This window comes from Vibrio porteresiae DSM 19223 (assembly GCF_024347055.1).
Classification (GTDB): domain Bacteria; phylum Pseudomonadota; class Gammaproteobacteria; order Enterobacterales; family Vibrionaceae; genus Vibrio; species Vibrio porteresiae.
The window spans coordinates 913,604-933,508 of record NZ_AP024896.1; the positions used below are offsets into that span (position 1 = coordinate 913,604).

General features: G+C 46.3%; 19 protein-coding genes. 13 read left to right on the plus strand and 6 right to left on the minus strand.

Features of this window, described 5'->3' with window-relative positions; translation table 11 throughout:
• Window positions 1-102 precede the first annotated feature (102 nt).
• Window positions 103-507, minus strand: a complete 405-nt coding sequence (locus tag OCV11_RS20805; protein WP_261897918.1) for a hypothetical protein — start codon at window positions 505-507, stop codon at window positions 103-105.
• Window positions 508-855: 348 nt separating this feature from the next.
• Between OCV11_RS20805 and OCV11_RS20810 the strand changes: the two genes are divergently transcribed.
• Window positions 856-1,104 (plus strand): hypothetical protein, encoded by a 249-nt coding sequence (locus OCV11_RS20810; RefSeq protein WP_261897919.1) that lies wholly within the window; start codon window positions 856-858, stop codon window positions 1,102-1,104.
• Window positions 1,105-1,116: 12 nt separating this feature from the next.
• Complete coding sequence (locus OCV11_RS20815) at window positions 1,117-1,584, plus strand: hypothetical protein (RefSeq protein ID WP_261897920.1); 468 nt, start codon at window positions 1,117-1,119, stop codon at window positions 1,582-1,584.
• A gap of 436 nt (window positions 1,585-2,020) precedes the next feature.
• Here OCV11_RS20815 and OCV11_RS20820 read toward each other — a convergent pair whose 3' ends face one another.
• The 5 genes from OCV11_RS20820 to OCV11_RS20840 form a co-directional block, all read right to left on the minus strand.
• The gene (locus tag OCV11_RS20820; protein ID WP_261897921.1) at window positions 2,021-2,983 is read right to left on the minus strand and encodes a transposase; all 963 of its coding nucleotides are present in this window, start codon (window positions 2,981-2,983) and stop codon (window positions 2,021-2,023) included.
• Window positions 2,984-3,214: 231 nt separating this feature from the next.
• Window positions 3,215-4,639, minus strand: coding sequence for a nucleobase:cation symporter-2 family protein (locus OCV11_RS20825; RefSeq protein WP_261897922.1), 1,425 nt, complete (start codon window positions 4,637-4,639; stop codon window positions 3,215-3,217).
• Between the two features lie 312 nt (window positions 4,640-4,951).
• Window positions 4,952-5,881 carry an allantoinase PuuE gene (puuE, locus tag OCV11_RS20830; protein WP_261897923.1) on the minus strand — a complete coding sequence of 310 codons (930 nt, stop codon included), beginning with the start codon at window positions 5,879-5,881 and terminating at the stop codon, window positions 4,952-4,954.
• A gap of 92 nt (window positions 5,882-5,973) precedes the next feature.
• The gene (locus OCV11_RS20835; protein ID WP_261897924.1) at window positions 5,974-6,705 is read right to left on the minus strand and encodes an aspartate/glutamate racemase family protein; all 732 of its coding nucleotides are present in this window, start codon (window positions 6,703-6,705) and stop codon (window positions 5,974-5,976) included.
• Window positions 6,706-6,750: 45 nt separating this feature from the next.
• A complete protein-coding gene (locus tag OCV11_RS20840; protein ID WP_261897925.1) occupies window positions 6,751-7,422 on the minus strand; it encodes a GntR family transcriptional regulator in 672 nt (223 codons plus the stop codon).
• 311 nt (window positions 7,423-7,733) lie between these two features.
• Here OCV11_RS20840 and OCV11_RS20845 point away from each other — a divergent pair, with 311 nt between their 5' ends.
• From OCV11_RS20845 to OCV11_RS20895, 11 genes are all read left to right on the plus strand, one after another.
• Window positions 7,734-9,191, plus strand: a complete 1,458-nt coding sequence (locus OCV11_RS20845) for an NCS1 family nucleobase:cation symporter-1 (RefSeq protein ID WP_261897926.1) — start codon at window positions 7,734-7,736, stop codon at window positions 9,189-9,191.
• 395 nt (window positions 9,192-9,586) lie between these two features.
• The gene (locus OCV11_RS20850) at window positions 9,587-10,378 is read left to right on the plus strand and encodes a transporter substrate-binding domain-containing protein (protein WP_261897927.1); all 792 of its coding nucleotides are present in this window, start codon (window positions 9,587-9,589) and stop codon (window positions 10,376-10,378) included.
• A gap of 17 nt (window positions 10,379-10,395) precedes the next feature.
• Complete coding sequence (locus OCV11_RS20855) at window positions 10,396-11,064, plus strand: amino acid ABC transporter permease (RefSeq protein ID WP_261897928.1); 669 nt, start codon at window positions 10,396-10,398, stop codon at window positions 11,062-11,064.
• 12 nt (window positions 11,065-11,076) lie between these two features.
• Window positions 11,077-11,727 (plus strand): amino acid ABC transporter permease, encoded by a 651-nt coding sequence (locus OCV11_RS20860; RefSeq protein WP_225251165.1) that lies wholly within the window; start codon window positions 11,077-11,079, stop codon window positions 11,725-11,727.
• Window positions 11,714-12,442: an amino acid ABC transporter ATP-binding protein gene (locus OCV11_RS20865; protein ID WP_068717666.1), complete on the plus strand. Its 729-nt coding sequence runs from the start codon at window positions 11,714-11,716 to the stop codon at window positions 12,440-12,442. The genes OCV11_RS20860 and OCV11_RS20865 overlap by 14 nt, the downstream gene beginning before the upstream one ends.
• A gap of 18 nt (window positions 12,443-12,460) precedes the next feature.
• The gene (locus OCV11_RS20870) at window positions 12,461-13,276 is read left to right on the plus strand and encodes a MurR/RpiR family transcriptional regulator (RefSeq protein WP_261897929.1); all 816 of its coding nucleotides are present in this window, start codon (window positions 12,461-12,463) and stop codon (window positions 13,274-13,276) included.
• Window positions 13,277-13,328: 52 nt separating this feature from the next.
• Window positions 13,329-14,333: a bile acid:sodium symporter family protein gene (locus tag OCV11_RS20875; RefSeq protein ID WP_261897930.1), complete on the plus strand. Its 1,005-nt coding sequence runs from the start codon at window positions 13,329-13,331 to the stop codon at window positions 14,331-14,333.
• A gap of 120 nt (window positions 14,334-14,453) precedes the next feature.
• Window positions 14,454-15,656 carry an amidase family protein gene (locus OCV11_RS20880; protein WP_261897931.1) on the plus strand — a complete coding sequence of 401 codons (1,203 nt, stop codon included), beginning with the start codon at window positions 14,454-14,456 and terminating at the stop codon, window positions 15,654-15,656.
• The gene (locus OCV11_RS20885) at window positions 15,646-17,214 is read left to right on the plus strand and encodes a gamma-glutamyltransferase family protein (RefSeq protein WP_261897932.1); all 1,569 of its coding nucleotides are present in this window, start codon (window positions 15,646-15,648) and stop codon (window positions 17,212-17,214) included. Before OCV11_RS20880 ends, OCV11_RS20885 begins: the two co-directional genes overlap by 11 nt.
• A 2-nt stretch (window positions 17,215-17,216) precedes the next feature.
• A complete protein-coding gene (locus OCV11_RS20890) occupies window positions 17,217-18,449 on the plus strand; it encodes a pyridoxal-phosphate-dependent aminotransferase family protein (RefSeq protein ID WP_261897933.1) in 1,233 nt (410 codons plus the stop codon).
• Window positions 18,450-18,498: 49 nt separating this feature from the next.
• Entirely contained in the window at window positions 18,499-19,761 is a 1,263-nt protein-coding gene (locus OCV11_RS20895) for an allantoate amidohydrolase (protein WP_261897934.1), read from the plus strand.
• Window positions 19,762-19,905: the final 144 nt, after the last annotated feature.

Here is a 19,905-nt window from a genome sequence, read left to right on the forward strand (position 1 = left end):
ATGCGGTTATGAAGCTTTTTTGTGGATTCTTACTATGAAGTTATTTATAGAAAAATTAACTGGTTAGGTAATTTTGTGGCGATAAAAAGAGATATGATGATCTCAGTGGTTTTGGATAGTCTGCTCCGACTCAATCCGAGCGGCGATATCATCGCACTCTATCTGCATGGCAGCTGTCCAATACGAAATCAATGAGCTGACGTCGACATTTTCGATAACGGACGTCATGTGCGTAAGATATTTAATCAATTCACGGTTAGCTTGCAACATTTCGCGGTAACTTCGAAATGTCGGAGTGTTACCTAGATTCTGCACAGCAAAAGGTAATGTGACTTTTTCGTCATCAAATGGAATTAACTCATCGAGTAGAGAGCGCTCAAGAGTGATAAATCGAGAGACGGAACGATAAATTGTATCGTAGGCCGTTTTCTTGATTAACTTTGAACAAGCGTAATAGTGATCATTTACGGTGTTGATTAAATCTCGTATGTCTTTTCTATTATTCATTAGTACTATCATAAAACAGTCTTTAATTAGATAGATTAATGGGGTATTACTGTGTCTATTTATATAAAGCATATCGTGTGCCATTAATGATTTCTCGCTAATGCGATGTTTATTGATGGATAATAGGTGATTGTGGTTAATTAAAATGAAGAATTTACACTCAAACTGAATTGCTATGAAATAATTACACGCAATAGGGTGCTATATAGTGCAAAACCCCTTGTTATTCCATGTTTGATTAATTGGCATGAAATTCGCTTTTGTATTTATGATGGTTAAATATCCTGGCACTTAAATATATCGGATATTTTCCTATATCAAACGACAAACACATTTGTGGAGGAATATATGGCTAACGAAACGACGCAAAATACGACGGCTGGAGAGAAGATTGACGAAGTACGCGAAAAAGCCGAAGCATTCACAAAAGAGGCTGCTGAAATGATCAAAGAGGAGACGAAGAAGAACGTCGAGACAAGCAAGAAGGCGTTAAATTCGGCTGCGGAAAGTGCAGAAGGTGTAGTGAAACAGCGACCTTTTGTAAGTCTTGGTTGTGCATTTTTAGCCGGCGTGGTTATCGCTAAGATATTAAAATAGCGGTAGTGTTTTATGTCTGAACAGAAATTTCAACCAACCCAAGAGGCCACCAAACAAGGTGGCCCTGCTGCAACTCCAGCAGAAAATTCAATAACGGAGTTACTGGCACTTTGGCAGCGTTTTGAGGCACTTGCTACGCAGACGAAACGGTGGGGAGATAATACGGCTAAACTTTTTTGGCTTGAGTTAGACACCTGTATCATCGCGTTAAAAAGAAAACTGATCTCGATGGTTCTGTTTACCTTTTTAATGCTGTTTTTCTTTCTATCGATATGTGTATTAGTGGCAGTGGTTACGTTTGAATTCACTGGTTCAGTAATACTTGGATGCGCAAGTTGTGTTATGTCATTAGTCATTGCGTTAATTGTAATCATGATTTATCAACGCCATCTTAATCAATTCATCTCTTTAGAACAGACTCGTCAACAAATTAAAGAGGGACTAAATGCTTTTACTCAAAAACAGGAAAAAGATAATTAAAAACCAAAGAGTAATAGGTAATGAGATAGCCAGTAATATCACATTATCTGTTCTCGAATTACGTTCGAACTCTAGAAAATACATTAAAAATTACCCATTGGTTTCCTCAGGAATAATCATTACTTCGTTACTGCTTTTTAAACGCGTTAGTAAAGTATCCCAAAGTCATCAGCATTTGATATTTGGGGCAGTGAATTTTGTACGCGGACACACGCTGTAAGGTTTCGCAGCATTTTCGGGGACACACACCGTTAAAAATAAGCGCTCAATCGGACACTCGGTCAAGTAACTAATGAACTGTTTGTATTGTTTGTTCGAGTAGATGTGGTAATCAGGGAATTGATAACCATGTAGGTGATTTGCGCATTGAAATAAATGAATTCGAGGATGAAGCCATCACTGCAGTATCAAGGGTGGAACAGACGTAAGTTCGTTTTTATGAAATGTGGAGGGCTACCAGACGTTTTTTGTTAAGAGCCGTTTTAGCATGATGTAAGCGCTGGGTTGTACCAATCCATGATGTCGCTTTCTTTTCGAGTTGGGTACACAGAGCTAAACACTGTTGCTGCGGGAATGTGAGTCTATCTAATATTGCTGGTTGTGTATGTTTAATACTTCCTTTGTTATCTGTTCTGATTTGTTTCCCAATCCAATCAATAAGTTCGAGATAATCCATTAGACAAAACGGAATACCGTGTGTTTTCTTCTGATGTTCATGCCCAACGAATTCGGCCAGAAATGGTGTATTCGTTTTACCTTTAGAAAGAGAGTCGATACGTGTTTTTACTGAGGTAAAGTGAGACTGCTCTGGCGTGTCTGCAATCTTTGCACGAACAGGGTTCAAATCAACGTAAGCCATCGCTGCCAATAATGCCTTTTCATCGAGTAAAGCTTGTGACTTAAATCGTCCTTCCCAAAAGCGACCCGTACATTCATCTTCTTTATTGGCTTGTACGGCTATGCCGTAGTTCAGTTCTTTCATAAACCAGCTTAAAGAGCAAAGCCGTTCACGCCAAGTCTGAATAATTTGTGCGCAAAGCTGTTGTTCGGTAGTTGACGAAGTTTGCCCTGCGAGCCAGCGCTGAATAACCAAAGGTGCTTGGTGCTCAATACACCACCGCTCGATAATTTCTCTGTCGGAGCATTTAGTCGCGGATTCTTTATCAATGTAAACAACAAGATGGTAGTGATTGCTCATTACTGAATAAGAGCAGATCCGGATAGAGTAAATGGCTGCAAGCGCTTGAATTCTTTGCTCGATCCAATCTCGACGATGTTCGTAAGATTTGCCTGTTAATGCATCTTCTCCGCACAGAAATGAACGACGTACACAGCGGGAAACACAGTGATAGTAAGGCGTTATTTCAGGGCAAATCAGTTGTGCTCGAGCAGTAGTCATCTATTTATTTAGCTTGAATCGTTTGGGGCGGTTTAGAGTGCTAGTTACTAATGTCAGTTGAAAGCAATTGAAGAAAACTTTTCGACTGAATTCAAAGAAATGGGTTGTTCAGAATAGGTCATGCTGTGGGTAAATTGAGTACTGCTTAGGGCGTGTGTCCCCATTAAAAGAAACGGGGCTTTGGCAAGCCCCTGAGATTGGAGATATAACGGTGTGTGTCCCCGTTAAGAATTAGCTGTTTTGCACCAGTGAAGCATTGGCTTCTTGAGATTCTTCTGTGGTTGTTGCTGTTTCTTCTGGGCGTTTCATGATGATGCTCATGACGATAGCGGCTAGGCCACTGGTGGTGACAGGAGATCCAAACACGCTTTGGATAACGGATGGCATGTTTTTCATGATCTCAGGCACCAGCATAACGCCCAAGCCTAAGCCAAATGAGACGGCCAAAATCATCAGATTACGGCGGTCAAGGTGCTCTTGTGCGATGATCTTGATTCCTGCTGCGGCGACTGTCCCGAACATAACCAAGGTAGCGCCACCAATGACAGGTTTAGGGATGGTGGTTAAGATGCCGCCGATGATGGGGAAGAGGCCAAGTACCACCAAAATCAGACCGACAAAGTAACCCACATAACGACTCGCGATACCGGTTAAGTGAATTACACTGTTGTTTTGGCTAAACGTGGTGTTAGGAAAGGTGTTAAATACCGCCGCTAACATGGAGTTAAAACCATCACCCAAGATGCCTGCCTGAATACGTTTAAAGTAGGCTGGGCCTGATACTGGCTGCTTGGTAATCAAACAATTGGCCGTCAAATCGCCGGTCGATTCAATGGCGGTGATGGTGTAGATCACGGCAATAGGGACGAAAGCGACCCAATCAAAATCGAACCCGTATTTAAACGGAATAGGGATAGAGAAAAGTGGTTGGTTAAACGCATTGGCAAAATTCACCATTCCCATCATGGCTGCGACGATGTAGCCCACCACCATACCAATTAAAATGGCTGACAGACGTACCATCAAGCTTTCTGCGCGATATAGAGCAATGATCACCGCCAGTACAATGGCCCCCAGGATGAGGTTATGCCATTGACCAAAATCGGCCGATCCCATTCCGCCAGCAAGGTCGGTCATCCCCACTTTTATGAGAGAAATACCAATGGTTGTCACCACTATGCCTGTCACAACAGGGGTGACAATACGGTGCAATTTGCCAATAAACTGAGAGAGCACCATTTCGATAAAAGCCCCGACAAAGCAGACACCGAATATCATGGCTAAAATCCCATCTGGTCCGGCGCCCCGTGATTTGGCAATAAACCCTGCGGCCAAAACTGAGCCAAGAAAAGCAAAGCTGGTTCCTTGCACGCAAATCATCCCTGAACCGATAGGCCCAAATCGTTTGGCTTGAATATACGTACCGACACCGGAGACGATCAGCGACATACTGATGAGATAAGGGACATTGTCGCCAAGGCCTAATACACTGCCGATGATTAATGTTGGGGTGATAATGCCGACAAAGCTTGCCAGCACATGTTGAAAACCGGCGTAGAGTGCAGGACCTACAGCAGGTTTATCGTCTAACGCATAGATAAGTTCTGATGTTCCAGAACTCCCTTTAGGTTGAGTAGCTTTTTGTTGAGCAGACATAGTGATACTTCCTTGTATACAATATTGTTGACATTGTGTTATTGAAGTCTGCAAGGGCTATGCCACTTTGGCTTAACCATTTGGTCAAGTAGAATCAGGGGCTTGGAGAATCGCGCGAAGCTTGTGGCAACAAGATTATGCCTCTTTTGGTGCAATTAGGTGCATTTGAGGGCAGGGTTGGTGACTAAGGTTAAATATGTCTAAGACCAAAATCAGCCATAACTTATCTAAGATAAAAAAAGCCGCCATGCGGAAGGATTACATAGCGCTTAAAAAGAGCATCTTTGTGTAATAATTTGATTATATGAGAATTTAAGGTGCTGGGTGGGTCTCAATCCAATGCCTTGCTATCTGCTCTCGAGTAGTAATCCACACATCTTGGTGAGACTCGACATAATCAAGGAACTTCTTCAGTGCCATAAAGCGGCTTGGTTTACCCAGCATACGACAGTGCATTCCAATCGACATCATTTTGGGTTTGGTCGCACCTTCTTCGTAGAGACAGTCGAAACAGTCTTTTAGATATTGATAGAACTCCTCACCGTGGCTAAAGCCATAAGGGGAGGCAAAGCGCATATCGTTAGTATCTAAGGTGTATGGAATCACCAAATGTTGGCGTGTTTGCTCTGGATGATTAGCAGGTGAAACTGGCATCCAGAATGGTAAGTCATCACCATAATAATCAGAGTCATACAGCAGACAATCTTGCTCTGCGACCAATTGACGGGTACGTGGGGAATCGCGTCCGGTATACCAACCAATCGGCTTTTTACCGAGCAACTGTTCCATTAATGTGAGCGCCTGCACCATATGTTCTCGCTCTTGTTCGAGTGGCATATTTTGGTAATGAATCCATTTCAGACCATGACAAACCACGTCGTAGTTGGCTTCTTTAATCGCTTGCACTACCTCTGGGTTACGCTGTAACGCTGTGGCAATACCAAAAACAGTCAATGGCAAATCACGTCGACGAAACTCATTAAGAATGCGCCATACACCGGCACGGGAGCCGTATTCGTACAGAGATTCCATGCTCATATGGCGATCTTTAAACGCTTCCGCTCCATACATTTCTGATAGGAACGTTTCGGCGTGTTCATCACCGTGCAGCACGCAGTTCTCACCACCTTCTTCATAGTTCAAGACAAATTGTACGGCGATGCGCGCTTTATTGGGCCATTGTGCATCGGGCACATTATTACGGCCATAACCGATGTAGTTGCGTGGGTTAGTTGTTTGCATAGGACTTCCTTATTCTATATGCATGGCAATGGGAGCAGATTATTAGCAATAAGCGATAAATGCTTACGCGATAAGCGGTAAACGAAAGCTTATTAGGCTCCCCAATGCTGATAACGTCCGATAAACGGTTTAACTTGACGAGGACGATAAGAGCCAATTTTTGAGGTTTTCAAACCGAGTTGGACCAAAGACTCCGCGAGTTTTACGGCAGCGGTGACACCATCAATCACGGGTATCTGCAAATCGTGTTGTAAACGCGCTGCGATATCCGCCATACCTGCGCAGCCCAAGACAATCGCTTCGGCTTTATCGACTAAAAGCGCTTGGCGACACTCTGCAAGGAGAGTGTGAAAAATCTCATCGCTGATCTGCTCTAAAGTGAGCACGGGAATATCGGTTGCGCGCACGTTAACGCAATGATCCTCGAAACCGTATTTATGCAGCAATGAATGCGCGGTATTGATGGTGCTCGACATGGTGGTCACCACACTAAAGCGGTGGCTGACCAGTGTTGCCATGTGAAATGCGGCTTCTGCAATACCGATCACTGGAGCGGTTGCCAATTCGCGTGCTGCGTCTAACGCTGGATCGCCAAAGCAAGCAATAATGTGCGCATCAACCTGCTGCTCGACACCCGCTGCAATCTCATCCATTAGGGCAGCAGAGGCAATCACATCGTCAAAGGCGGATTCAATGCTTGCCGGGCCATGTTTTGGCGACGAGGCGATAATGTGTGTGTCCGCCAACGCCACTTGCTGCGCAGCGCTGGCGATTTTGTCTGTCATTCCTTGGCAGGTATTGGGATTGATCACTTGTATACGCATAGAGACTCCTTTTCTATCCGAAGCGGTTTATGGGGTGGCAGTCGGTCAGTCGATGTCGGCGAAAAGTTGATGAAAATCGACCTGTCCATCTTGCTGTCCGTTGAGTTGGATAGAGGCTTTAATGTGTTCTAGATGATGTTGCATCCAGTGCTGAGCTTGCGGTAACTGTTTGTTATCAATCAAATCGATTAACTGCTTGTGATCGCCGCAGTCACAACTGACACTGGCTTTACTGCCATAGGCGGCAATCACTAAGGATGAGCGATAACACAACTGCTCAATAAATTCGGCGAGAATTTGGTTATTACCCAAATAGGCCAACTCGTAGTGGAACTGCGCCGTTAGGCGAATCGATTTCGCCATATCGTGTTCTTGATCGGCAATTTTTTCCTGCTCAACCATTTTACGAAATAGGGTAGAGTGTTTTTTACTCCAGTTATCCATCACGGCAGGAAGCAATAGCGGCTCAAGCAAAATCCGGCTATTTAACACCTCTTCTGCTTCTTGGCAGGTTGGGCGATTCACATGAGCGCCTTTATTGGGCTCAATGATCACAAAACGCTCAAGCGCTAAGCGTTGCAGTACTTTACGAATCCCTGTGCGACTCACGCCGAACGCTTCTGACAGTTTATCTTCCGGTAGGCGTTCACCAGGTGGAAGCTGATGTTCCACAATCGCTTTTAGTATTTTCTGATAGATTTTCTCGTCACTTGACATGGCAGCACTCGTTATTCTGTTTTTTAGTGTTGTATACAATTAACTCGGTATTTTTGTACAAGCAATATGTATACCATCATTATGCGCTCTGATAAGCCTTGATGAATGTGCCGTGCGACACAATAACCTCAATTTAACTAGGTTATTGCTGCACAATTTTGATTCAGTGACGTTCGTGTTTGGTGCGTTTGGTATGGATTTTTTGGGCTAATAATTCGCCAACCCCAGACGTGGCTACTATTTCACCACTTGGCATGCTCCTTGAATAGTTTGTATTTAGTATTGTATACAATCATGTAAGGAAGAAGACGATGAAAAAGGATTTTCCAGTCAGTGCCCGATTAAGTAATGATGACTTGTTGCCTGATAAGGAACAGAAATGGGGTTGGTATAGCATCTTCGCATTTTGGATGTCAGATATTCATAGTGTGGGTGGTTATGTGTTCGCGGCGAGCCTTTTTGCCTTGGGGCTTAACGGTATTGAAGTCTTTATCAGTTTGTTGGTCGGGATTTCAGTGGTGATGGTGTTTGCCAATTTAATGGGTAAACCTGGTCAACAGGCTGGTGCGCCTTTTCCTGTGATTGCACGAATGTCATTTGGAGTCTTCGGCGCTAACATTCCTGCAATTATCCGCGGGTTGATAGCGGTGGTGTGGTATGGCATCCAAACGTATTTGGCATCCAGCTCGTTTATCATTTTGTTGCTCTACTTTTTCCCAAGCATGGAGAGCCTGGCACATCAAACGTTTATTGGACTCTCTTATCTAGGGTGGGTTGGATTCTTATCGATGTGGCTACTGCAAGCGGTGGTCTTTATGTTTGGCATGGATATGATCAAAAAAGTGATCGATTGGTCTGGCCCTGCGATTTACATTGCGATGTTCTTGCTGTGTCTCTATATGATTGAACGCGCAGGTTGGGATGCCATTCACTTTAACCTAAGCAGCAAGGCGCTTTCGTTAGGCGATACCTTAGTGCAAATGTTTGTCGCTGCGGCCTTAGTTGCGGGTTACTTTGCCGGACCTACGTTGAACTTCAGTGATTTCTCCCGTTACTGTGGCAGCTATCGTAAACTCAAAATTGGTAACTGGCTCGGGCTGCCACTGAACTTTGTGGTGTTCTCGGCGTTTAGCGTGATCATTGTGTCAGCGTCGATTCCTGTGTTTGGCGAGATGATTACCGACCCGGTGGAAACCGTGCGTCGTTTAGACAGCGGTTTGATCACGGTTCTTGGCGCGTTAACTTTTATTTTTGCGACCGTCGGTATCAATATCGTGGCTAACTTCGTTGCTCCTGCCTTCGACTTTTCCCATGTCTCCCCACAAAAAATCAGTTTCAAACTGGGTGGTATGATTGCCGCCGTTGGCTCGGTGCTACTCACGCCATGGAATCTATTCAACAATCCTGAAGTGATCCACTACACCGTCGATGTGTTGGGAGCGCTGATTGGTCCTTTATACGGCATTATCATTGTCGATTACTACCTGATTAAAAAAGGCAAAATCGATGTTGCCTCACTCTATACCGAAGCCAAAGAAGGTTTGTACTGGTATCAAAATGGCATCAACATGAAAAGTGTTTACGCGCTCATTGGTGCTGGGCTGGTGGCGATTGTAGCGACATTTTTTGTGCCCGTATTAGCAAACTACGCACTCTTTATCGGTGGTGGTACGGCGTCTGTCCTGTATCGATATCTGATGGAAGCGTCGATTGATGTTGGTCGTGCGCCAGCTTCTGAAGTGGCAAAAGCGAAATTTGAACGGGTCTAAGTCAAGAGAATCGAGATTGGTTTTATGACTGATTACGGTGTGTGTCCCCGTTATTTGGTTTGTTTTTCATTTAGCATTTAGGGCGTGTGTCCCCGAAAAATGGCTCGTGTATCACGAGCCATTTTTATTGGGGTAGCCGCAGTTGGTTAGCGGTTAATTCCTTCCTGAAAGTGCATTGTTGAGAGTTGAAGTATGATGAAACGATTGCACCAAAACGATCAATTTATGCACCAATAGTTTCCTATCATGGTTCAATTGTTACAAACGAGCCAGTCAGAGAACTCACTGAATCCATAGTAAACAATAGGTTATGCGTTAGTTGAAAAAATGGCACAGTCGTTGCTGTATAAAAGAAAACTGGTTCAATCGTTTCAATACTATAAGGAAATGGATACATGCGATTAGGGAAGCATTTTACAGCAGCAGCGATGTTACTTGGGCTTATGCTCGGCGGAGCAACAGCACAAGCCAACCAACTTGAGCAAGTGGAAAAAGCAGGGGTACTGAAAGTTGCCGTACCGCAAGATTTTCCACCCTTTGGTTCGATCGGCACAGACATGCAGCCACATGGTTACGATATTGATATGGCCGCTTATTTGGCAAAATCCATGCACGTCAAATTGCAATTGGTGCCAGTGACCAGTGCCAACCGAATTCCTTACCTGCAAACGGGCAAAGTGGATTTGGTGATCTCCAGTATGGGCAAAAACCCAGAGCGTTCAAAAGTGATCGATTTTAGTGACGCGTACGCGCCATTTTATTTAGGTGTTTTTGGCAGTGATAGTGAGCAAGTGAAAGATGCTGCACAGCTGAGTGGAAAAACCATCGCCGTTACTCGCGGTTCGGTGGAAGATTTGGAATTGAGCAAAATCGCGCCCAAAGATACCACGATCAAACGCTTTGAAGATAACAACTCAACCTTAGCCTCTTATTTATCAGGGCAAGTGAGTTTGGTGGCAACAGGTAACTTAGTGGTAACAGAAATTGCGAATCGTTACCCTGGCAAGGCACCAAAAACCAAATTCATGTTGAAAAACTCGCCTTGTTTTGTCGGTTTGATGAAAAACGAACCGGAGTTACTCAATAAGGTCAATACCCTGATTAAACAAGCTAAACAGCAAGGTGTGTTAGAAGGCTTCTCTGAAAAATGGCTGAAAGCGCCATTCCCAGCAGACCTAGGCGCATAAATAGATAGGGTGACGAGATGAATTACCACCTAAATTTCTCGGGTCTCACTCCATACCTGCCACAGTTTGTGGCAGGTTTAACCACGACGGTTGAACTCACGGCTATTTCAACTGTGGGGGGACTGCTGCTCGGGACGCTGTGTGCGTGGGTTAAAACCAGTCAACTTACACCACTCAAATGGTTGTGTTCTGTCTATATCGAAGTGATTCGAAACACACCATTTATTGTTCAGCTGTTTTTTATTTTCTTTGGCTTACCAGCTTTGGGCGTCAAGTTAAGTGCGTGGGACGCAGGGTTGATTGCCATGGTTGTAAACCTTGGTGCGTACAGCGCGGAAATCATTCGCTCTGGCATTGATGCGACGCCGAAAGGTCAATGGGAGGCCGGACAAACCTTAGGTTTAACGCGCTTGCAGATTTTTACTCGCATCGTGTTACCGCCTGCGCTGCAAAGGGTTTATCCCTCTTTGGTCAGCCAATGCATTATCGTGATGCTCGGCTCGGCAGTGGTATCACAAATATCGGTGGAGGATTTGACCTTTGCCGCCAACTTTATTCAGTCACGCAGCTTTTTGAGTTTTGAATCGTACATTGTCACCGCGATTATCTATCTCGTTTTGGCGATTTTAATGCGCCAGTTGTTTGCGCTCTTGAAGCGTCGACTGTTTAAGAACCCATCCTTATAGGAGTGCAATACCATGATGCAATTTACGGATTGGGATATCTTGCGCGCCTTATTGATGGCGGCGCGTTGGACCATTGCTTTGTCGCTGATTGCTTTTGTTGGTGGCGGGATCATTGGTTTGATCTTGACCCTGCTGCGCAGCAGTCGCCATCTCTCGTTGGATAAAGCGATTCAACTTTATGTGGAATTGTTCCAAGGCACGCCGCTATTGATGCAGCTGTTCTTATGCTTTTTTGGCTTGTCACTGATTGGTATCGATGTCGGGGCTTGGACTGCGGCAATATTGGCGTTAACTCTCTATAGCAGCGCCTATTTTCACGATATTTGGCGCGGATGTATTAGCGCTTTGCCAAAAGGTCAGTGGGAAGCGTGCCGCACGTTGGGTTTAACCTATTTTGACACCATGCGCTATGTGATTGGTCCGCAAGCGGCTCAACTGGCGATTGCCCCAACGGTTGGATTTTCAGTACAAATCGTCAAAGGGACTGCGCTGGCATCCATTATCGGTTTTGTGGAATTAACCAAAGCGGGCACCATGCTCAATAACGCCACCTTCCAGCCATTTAAAGTGTTTGCGCTGGTCGCTTTACTCTATTTCGTTATCTGCTTTCCGCTGTCTGCGTTGGCTCGTCATCTGGAGAAACGTCATCATGTCCGTCGTTAGTGTAGAAAAAGTCCATAAATACTATGGCGAAAACCATGTGTTAAAAGGCATTGATCTTAAGATCGGCCAAGGTGAAGTCGTGTCGATCATTGGCCGCAGTGGCTCAGGCAAGAGTACGTTATTGCGCTGTATGAATGGTCTTGAGGACTATCAGCAAGGCGCAATCATTGTCGATAGCCAAGCAGTGGAAAATGACGACTACAAACTTCGTCTACTGAGCCGCAGCGTCGGGATGGTATTTCAGAGTTTCAACCTGTTTCCGCACATGACGGTGGGGGAAAACGTGATGCTCGCACCTAAGCTGGTATTAAAAAAATCCGCAAGCGAATGCGAAGTGATGGCACGTGAACTGCTGGCAAAAGTCGGGTTAGCGGACAAATTCGATGCTTTCCCGGCCAACCTTTCTGGTGGGCAGCAGCAGCGTGTGGCGATAGCCCGCTCACTTGCCATGTCACCGAAGGTTTTATTATGTGATGAAATTACGTCAGCGCTCGATCCGGAATTGGTCGGCGAGGTACTTAAAGTACTTGAGCAGCTAAAACAAGAGGGGATGACCTTGATTTTAGTGACCCATGAGATGAATTTTGCTCGGGAAGTAGGCGATCGGGTGGTGTTTATGAATCAAGGCAAAGTTTGGGAGCAAGGAAAGAGCGACACTCTGTTTGCGAATCCACAAACGCCAGAATTGCAGAGTTTTCTGGCGGCGGTGCGATAAACAAGAAAAGGATGACTCATGACCAACCAACACTCACTTAATGAACGCATTACCGAGCACTACGATCGTTTAACTCAAAGTAGCCGCCGTGTTGCCGAGTATCTACAAGGCAATCCAGAGAAAATTTTGATGCTCTCTACTGGAGAAATTGCCGATGCTTGCCAAGTATCCAAAACCAGTGTCAGTCGGTTTATCCGCCAACTTGGGTATGACGATCACGTGGCGCTGCGTCAAGAGCTGATGGAAGAACGGGAAAAGGGAATGCCTATCCTCACCACGACGATTGAAGATCCCTCTATCCGTCACGAGATGAGCGCCCTTGAGCAGTTGTGGAATCAGTTAGCAGTAATGGATACTAAGCCTCTGATTGATAGCATTATTAATGCTAAACGAGTCGTTGTGATTGGTTATCGAAACAGTTACCCTTTGGCTATGCATTTTCGTCAACAATTGATGCAATGCCGCGATAATGTTTCGTTATTACCACTGCCTGGGCAGACTCTAGGCGAAGACATCAGTATGCTCAATGATGATGACTTTGTGATTTTAATGGGCATTCGTCGCCGTGTAGAGCACTTCGGTCGTTTGGTGGAATTTCTGCAAGGAAAGCCGAGTTTGCTCATCACTGATCAATCGGGTCAGCAATACGCCAACAAATTTGAGCACGCATTGATTTGTCATATGAACAATCAAGCGCCGCTCGACAGTTATGCGGTTCCGATGAGTTTGATCTCCTATTTGGTCAATAAGGTGTATCGCCAACTGGGCAGTAATGCGGTGAAACAGAGCCGCAATATCAGTCACAGCTACGCAGCGCTTCGCGAAGTGGAATAGTGGCTTATCTCAAAGTACTTATCTTAAAGTAAAGACAGTAGAAAAATAACGTATGAGCGTATTAGCAAAAATTAAAAAAGAGTGGTTTTTGGCCAGTATGGTAGTGGCGATAGGACTTGCTGTTATCACCCCAAATCTGGGTAAAAGTAACGGGGTGCTGCACCTCAATATCGTCACTGAATTTGGTATTGCCATTGTCTTCTTCTTACATGGTTTAGGTATGTCGCCTAAAGCCATTAAAGCGGGGTTGGCCAACTGGAAACTGCACATTTATGTGCAACTGGCGACCTTTGCTGTTTATCCGCTGATATGGGTTATCTTTGGTAGCAGCTTCTTAAAATTCATGCCCGCTGCACTGGCATTCGGTTTTTGTTATCTCTTCTCTTTGCCAAGTACGATCTCTTCTTCGGTCACGATGACCAGCGTGGGTAAAGGTAACGTTCCGGGGGCGATTTTTAATGCCTCGTTATCGACCATTTTAGGTGTGTTTATTACCCCTGCATTGATTCAAGCCTTTATGGGCTTGCAAGGTGTGCAATTAGACTTGATGGGTTCAGTAATTTCGATTGCGAAAATGCTATTGATCCCGATGATCGTGGGTCAATTACTGCGTCCTTATCTCTCTGATTGGGCGACGCGCCACAAAGCCATCGTCGGTAAAGTAGATAAATACGTCATCATCTTGATTGTCTATAACGCGTTTTGTGATTCTGTGAACAATGGCATTTGGTCGCAGTTCTCACTAGAACTACTCGCTAGCTCAATTGTTATCTGTTTCATCGTGTTGATGATCATGGTGCATGGCATTCAATGGGGCGCACGCAAAGTGGGTTTTGTTCTGCCCGATGAAGTCGCAGCGGTGTTCTGCGGTACGAAGAAAACCCTTGCTGCAGGTATTCCAATGGCCAAAGTTATCTTTGGTGCCGATCCTAATTTGGGGATGTTACTGCTGCCTATCATGCTGTATCACCCAATGCAGATTTTTTACTGCGCAATATTGGCTAACCGCTATGCCAAACAAGCGGAACAAAAACCGACTCAAGCGGTGACTGAGTAACACCGATGAAAAAGGGCGACAACATGGATTGACGGTCGCCCTGCATTGCGCCTTGACGAGCGAAGAAGCAAAGTCACCGCGTGATGACGATAAAACGAAATTTCTAATAAGGACATTAACATGAGTATGGATACTCGCATTTTCTGCCCCCAAGGCCCAGAGCGCCTCGCTCCCACAGGTGAAGGAGTGCTTTCTGGCTTTAACTTTGTATTTAAAGATCTGTTTGATGTTGAAGGTTACGTTACTGGCGCTGGTAACCCGACGTGGCTAACAACCCATCTTCCCGCAAGCCGCACTTCTCCTTTAATTGAACGCTTACTTTTCCAAGGTGCTGAATGCGTTGGTCGAGTACAAACCGATGAACTCGCCTATAGCCTGAACGGGCAAAACCATCATTATGGAACGCCGATTAACCCCATTGCGCCTGATTCGATTCCAGGCGGGTCATCCAGCGGCAGCGCTGTGTGTGTATCGGGTGGCATCTGTGATTTTTCTATTGGGACAGACACTGGCGGCTCGATACGCGTTCCCGCCAGTTACAACAATATCTATGGATTGCGTCCAACCCTTGGTTCACTCGATTTGAGCGCTGCGTTTGAACTGGCAAAAAGTTTTGATACCGCAGGGATATTGGCAATCAGTTTGCCGCTCCTGAAACGTGTTTATGAAGTGCTGAGTCAGCAAACGTTAGCCAGCACTCCTTGCTCTGCGCTCTATCTGGATGAGGCCTTTGTTCCTTTTTTGGGTGAAGAGCGTTTAGCACGTTTAGAGCAGTGGTGCGATCTCTCTTCGACCATGCTGCATCGAGGATCGCGTTTGGCTGAGTTAGGCTATGACTTTAGCCAAATGAGTTTGCTGTTTCGCACCTTACAAGGTTTTGAAATCATCAACGAACATGGTCAATGGTTGCAGCTGCATGGTGATTCTCTCGATCCTGCCATTGGCGAGAGAGTGACATGGGCGCGCACCATTACTAAAGACGACTACCAAAACGCGCAGCGAGAACAGTTGCGTTTGCGTGAAACCTTGAGCCAATTAATGGCGGAAACGTTAGAAACATCAGCGGCGCTGTGGGTGTTACCGACCACACCGGGAGCTCCGCCTAAATTGGATATGCCTGCTCAGGCACTGGCAGAATATCGCAGTGAATTAATGGGATTGACCGCATTGGCAGGCTTGGCAGGATTGCCACAACTGCATCTTCCTATGGGCGGGCTGAGCTTTGGACCCGCAGGTATTTCGCTAATTGGACAAGCTCACCAAGAAGGCGCTGTCATCGCCACTGGAATGAAACTGGTTGGGGAGGTTGACGATGTCGCATAACAAAAGTGCGTTTACTGCACCTCACCGTGAAGCCACATTAGCTGGCCAAGCCATTTTGGACGCAGGCGGCACCGCCTGTGAAGCGATGGTGGCTGCAGCTGCCATGATTGCAGTGCAGTATCCGCACATGAATGGTTTAGGTGGCGATGGCTTTTGGATCATCAGTAAAAAGGGCGAAAAACCGGTCGCGATTGATGCTTGTGGCGCAGCCGCGTTAAGCGCCAACATCGACGATTACCGCCGTTTAGGCGATGAAATGCCAGACTCTGGCGGAAAAGCTGCGGTGACGATGGCCGGTACCGTCGACGGCTGGCAAAAAGCGCTCGAGTACAATCATTCAGATTTGCCGCTGAGCACACTGTTTCAACCCGCAATACACAGTGCAACTAACGGCATTACCGTGACAGAAAGTATGGCGTTTGCCAGTCACAAAACCTATGCTCGGCTGCAAGCTTATGGTCCATTTAATGATCTCTATTTGATTAACGGGCTGCCGCTGTCAGCGGGAGAAACCATCGTCAACCCCGCCTTAGCGATGACGTTAAACCGCCTCGCGCAATCGGGACTCGATGACTTTTATCGCGGTGAGTTAGCCCAAGAAATGGCGAGAGAACTGCAAGAGGCGGGTAGCCCACTCACTCTTGAAGATTTTCATGGTTATCAAGCCGAGTGGGTTGATCCGCTCACGGTGAAGACCAGCCGTGGTCAGCTGTATAACTTTGACGCACCAACCCAAGGTGTGGCATCACTGCTGATATTGGCGATTTACGATCGCTTGGTGAAGCCCAATGATACAGAACAGGAACACTTGCATCTGTTGGTGGAAGCGACTAAGCAGGCCTTTATTATCCGCGACCAAGTGGTGTGCGATCGCCAGTTTCTCACCAAGCCGCTCAATGAATACCTCACAGATGAGATCATCGACCACGCTTGCAGCCAAATCCAACGACAAAAGGCGTTGCCGTGGCCACATCTAGCGAAAGTGGGCGACACCATCTGGATGGGCGCTTGTGATAAAGAGGGCACTATGGTCAGCTTTATCCAAAGTGTGTATTGGGAATTTGGCAGCGGTGTAGTGCTGCCTACCAGTGGCATTGTATGGAACTGCCGCGGTAAAAGCTTCTCTTTAAACCCTCATCATCACAATGCGTTAGTCGGTGGGAAAAAGCCGTTTCACACCTTAAACCCTGCGTATGCGGAATTAGCCGATGGTCGCCGCATGGTTTACGGCACGATGGGCGGTGAAGGGCAACCTCAAACTCAAGCGTGCTTATTTAGCCGCTATCTCTATCAAGACTTTGATTTACAAAAAGCCATCGCCGCACCGCGCTGGTTACTTGGGCGTACTTGGGGCGATAGCACTCACAGCTTACGTTTAGAACAAAGTCTTTATCAACAACATGCAGAGCTGCTTAGCCATTTAGGGCATCAAGTGACTTTTGTACCGGACAACAACGAACTTATGGGACATGCTGGGGCTGTGGTACTCGATTTGAATGGCGCGATTGATGCGTCGAGCGACCCGCGCAGTGATGGCACTTTTACTCTTGGAGAATAACAATGGAAAATCAGGACTCTCTTTTTGAAACACTCAATCCCCCACAACGCCTACTAATGGGCCCAGGCCCAATTAATGCGTATCCACGAGTGCATCAAGCCATCTCCCAATCGTTAATTGGACAGTATGATCCTGTAATGACGGGCTACATGAACCAAGTTCAAAGTCTCTATCGTGGCGTGTTTGCCACACAAAATAAGCAAACATTTTTGGTTGATGGGACTGCGCGCTCTGGGATTGAAGCGTGTTTGGTTTCGATTTTAAAACCGGGCGATAAAGTGTTGATTCCTGTGATTGGTCGCTTCGGTCATTTGCTGTGTGAAATCGCCCAACGTGTCGGCGCAGAGATCAAAACTATTGATATTGAGTGGGGTCAAGTGTGCCCAGCAGAGCGAGTAGAGGAAGAGATCAAACGGTTTCAACCCAAATTGGTCGCCACGGTGCAAGGGGATACCTCTACCACAATGAACCAACCGCTCAAAGAGATTGGCGAAGTGTGTCATCGTCATGGCGTGCTGTTTTACTGTGACGCTACTGCGTCTATTGCGGGTAATGATCTTCTGGTTGATGAATGGCATCTCGATGCTGTATCTGCAGGGTTACAAAAATGTTTGGGCGGTCCTTCAGGCTCGTCACCAGTAACGTTAAGCGATCGCTGCGCAGAGGTGATCAATCGTCGTAAACACGTTGAGGCGGGTATTCGCGCCGCTCATCACGAGCAAGGCGATGATGTGATGATTCAATCTAACTACTTTGATCTGGCGATGATCATGGATTATTGGGGACCAGAACGTCTTAATCACCACACCGAAGCCACATCAATGCTCTATGCCGCTCGCGAATGCGCACGTATTTTCCTTGAAGAAGGGGCAACCAATGTTATTGCACGTCACAAAGTGGCTGGTGATGCCATGGTGGCAGGATTGCAGGCAATGGGATTGACGGTTTTTGGTGACCAATCGGTGCGTATGAACAACGTGGTGGGTGTTTATATTCCTAATGAAGTCAATGGCGATGCCGTTCGAGGTGAATTATTAAACCGATTTGGGATTGAAATTGGCACCTCATTTGGTCCACTGCACGGCAAGATTTGGCGCATTGGCACTATGGGTTACAACGCGCGTCAAGAGTGCGTGTTGACCACGCTGGCGGCGTTGGAAGCGATTTTGCTTAAACACGGCGCGCGAGTTGATGCAGGACAAGCAGTCGCAGCAGCGATGGCGCTGTATTGTTAAGTGCGATAACTGCTTACGTTTTATTTATGAGCAAGAGCAAGGAATGCGAATGACAGATTTGAAACTCTCAGCCGAGTCGATCATGACGCGTGCCGATAGGTTAGCTGAGTTTAGTGCTGATGAAGGGCAGCTTACTCGCGCATATCTCACACCAGAGCATCGCGCTGCTCATCAGCAACTGGCCATCTGGATGACGGACGCAGGGCTTGAAACTTGGGGCGATAGCGTGGGGAATCAGTGGGGGCGTAAAGTGTCCCCCAATCCTACGCAACCAACGTTGGTGCTTGGCTCTCATAGTGACACTGTCACCAATGCTGGCAAATATGATGGTAACTTAGGTGTGCTGTTGGCGATAGAAGCGCTGAGTTTACTGCGCGATGTCACTCTGCCTTTTCATGTGGATGTGGTCGCCTTTGCTGATGAAGAAGGCACCCGCTTTAATACCACATTGATTGGCTCTTCAGCGGTGGCGGGACGCTATGATCGCAACTGGTTATCGGTAGCTGATAGTGACGGTGTCACTATTGGTCAAGCGATGGAACAGTTTGGTTTATCACCAGAGCAAGCAGGGATGGATGCTCGCCAACCTTCGGATGTACAAGCCTATCTTGAAGTGCATATTGAACAGGGCCCGGTACTGGAAGCGCGGAATTTGCCAGTAGGCGTCGTGACCGGTATTGCGGGGGCGAAACGTTTTCAATGCCAAGTGAAAGGTATGGCAGGTCATGCTGGTACGGTGCCGATTCATCTGCGTAAAGACGCCATGTGTGGTGTTGCTGAAATGGTGCTCTGTATTGAGTCGTATGCAGAGCAGCGCGGCATAGTCGCCACGGTTGGCATTTGCGACACCGTTAAAGGGGCAATCAATGTGATTCCTGGTGAAGTGCATTTCACCATTGATATTCGCAGTGCCAAGCAGGCGCTTTTAGAGGATTCTGCTCATGAATTAATGCAAAAATTGGCGGATATTGCGAAGCAGCGTCATCTTGCTCTGACCAGTCAAACCATTTACCAAGCCACCGCGGTTGAGTGCAATGAAACACTCACGCAGCGTTGGTCGAATGTGGTGGAGAAATTAACAGGACACACACCGTGTTTGCTACCAAGTGGTGCAGGTCACGATGCGATGGCTATGGCGCATCTTGCTCCTATCGCTATGCTGTTTGTGCGTTGCGATAAAGGGATTAGCCATCATCCTTTAGAGAACGTGATAGTGGATGACGTGAAAGTGGCGCTCGATTGCTTAATCGAGATGATCAAAACGTTTGATACTCCTGCCGATTCAATTCTGGCACACCATTTCAAGCATTAAGTAAAAGCCGCTCACTGCGCAACTAAAGCGCGGTGAGCGGCTTTCTAACGTTGGTTCGTTTACCTATCTTTAGCTATCTAGTCGTTATCAGGAAGAGTCATTTAATTAGCGGGACACACACCGTTAATGACTGGATTGATATTT

Bases quoted from the DNA above. Each gene is read 5' to 3' on its own strand.
- OCV11_RS20805 (WP_261897918.1), bottom strand. From the start codon at position 507: ATGAATAATAGAAAAGACATACGAGATTTAATCAACACCGTAAATGAT.
- OCV11_RS20810 (WP_261897919.1), top strand. From the start codon at position 856: ATGGCTAACGAAACGACGCAAAATACGACGGCTGGAGAGAAGATTGAC.
- OCV11_RS20815 (WP_261897920.1), top strand. From the start codon at position 1,117: ATGTCTGAACAGAAATTTCAACCAACCCAAGAGGCCACCAAACAAGGT.
- OCV11_RS20820 (WP_261897921.1), bottom strand. From the start codon at position 2,983: ATGACTACTGCTCGAGCACAACTGATTTGCCCTGAAATAACGCCTTAC.
- OCV11_RS20825 (WP_261897922.1), bottom strand. From the start codon at position 4,639: ATGTCTGCTCAACAAAAAGCTACTCAACCTAAAGGGAGTTCTGGAACA.
- puuE (WP_261897923.1), bottom strand. From the start codon at position 5,881: ATGCAAACAACTAACCCACGCAACTACATCGGTTATGGCCGTAATAAT.
- OCV11_RS20835 (WP_261897924.1), bottom strand. From the start codon at position 6,705: ATGCGTATACAAGTGATCAATCCCAATACCTGCCAAGGAATGACAGAC.
- OCV11_RS20840 (WP_261897925.1), bottom strand. From the start codon at position 7,422: ATGTCAAGTGACGAGAAAATCTATCAGAAAATACTAAAAGCGATTGTG.
- OCV11_RS20845 (WP_261897926.1), top strand. From the start codon at position 7,734: ATGAAAAAGGATTTTCCAGTCAGTGCCCGATTAAGTAATGATGACTTG.
- OCV11_RS20850 (WP_261897927.1), top strand. From the start codon at position 9,587: ATGCGATTAGGGAAGCATTTTACAGCAGCAGCGATGTTACTTGGGCTT.
- OCV11_RS20855 (WP_261897928.1), top strand. From the start codon at position 10,396: ATGAATTACCACCTAAATTTCTCGGGTCTCACTCCATACCTGCCACAG.
- OCV11_RS20860 (WP_225251165.1), top strand. From the start codon at position 11,077: ATGATGCAATTTACGGATTGGGATATCTTGCGCGCCTTATTGATGGCG.
- OCV11_RS20865 (WP_068717666.1), top strand. From the start codon at position 11,714: ATGTCCGTCGTTAGTGTAGAAAAAGTCCATAAATACTATGGCGAAAAC.
- OCV11_RS20870 (WP_261897929.1), top strand. From the start codon at position 12,461: ATGACCAACCAACACTCACTTAATGAACGCATTACCGAGCACTACGAT.
- OCV11_RS20875 (WP_261897930.1), top strand. From the start codon at position 13,329: ATGAGCGTATTAGCAAAAATTAAAAAAGAGTGGTTTTTGGCCAGTATG.
- OCV11_RS20880 (WP_261897931.1), top strand. From the start codon at position 14,454: ATGAGTATGGATACTCGCATTTTCTGCCCCCAAGGCCCAGAGCGCCTC.
- OCV11_RS20885 (WP_261897932.1), top strand. From the start codon at position 15,646: ATGTCGCATAACAAAAGTGCGTTTACTGCACCTCACCGTGAAGCCACA.
- OCV11_RS20890 (WP_261897933.1), top strand. From the start codon at position 17,217: ATGGAAAATCAGGACTCTCTTTTTGAAACACTCAATCCCCCACAACGC.
- OCV11_RS20895 (WP_261897934.1), top strand. From the start codon at position 18,499: ATGACAGATTTGAAACTCTCAGCCGAGTCGATCATGACGCGTGCCGAT.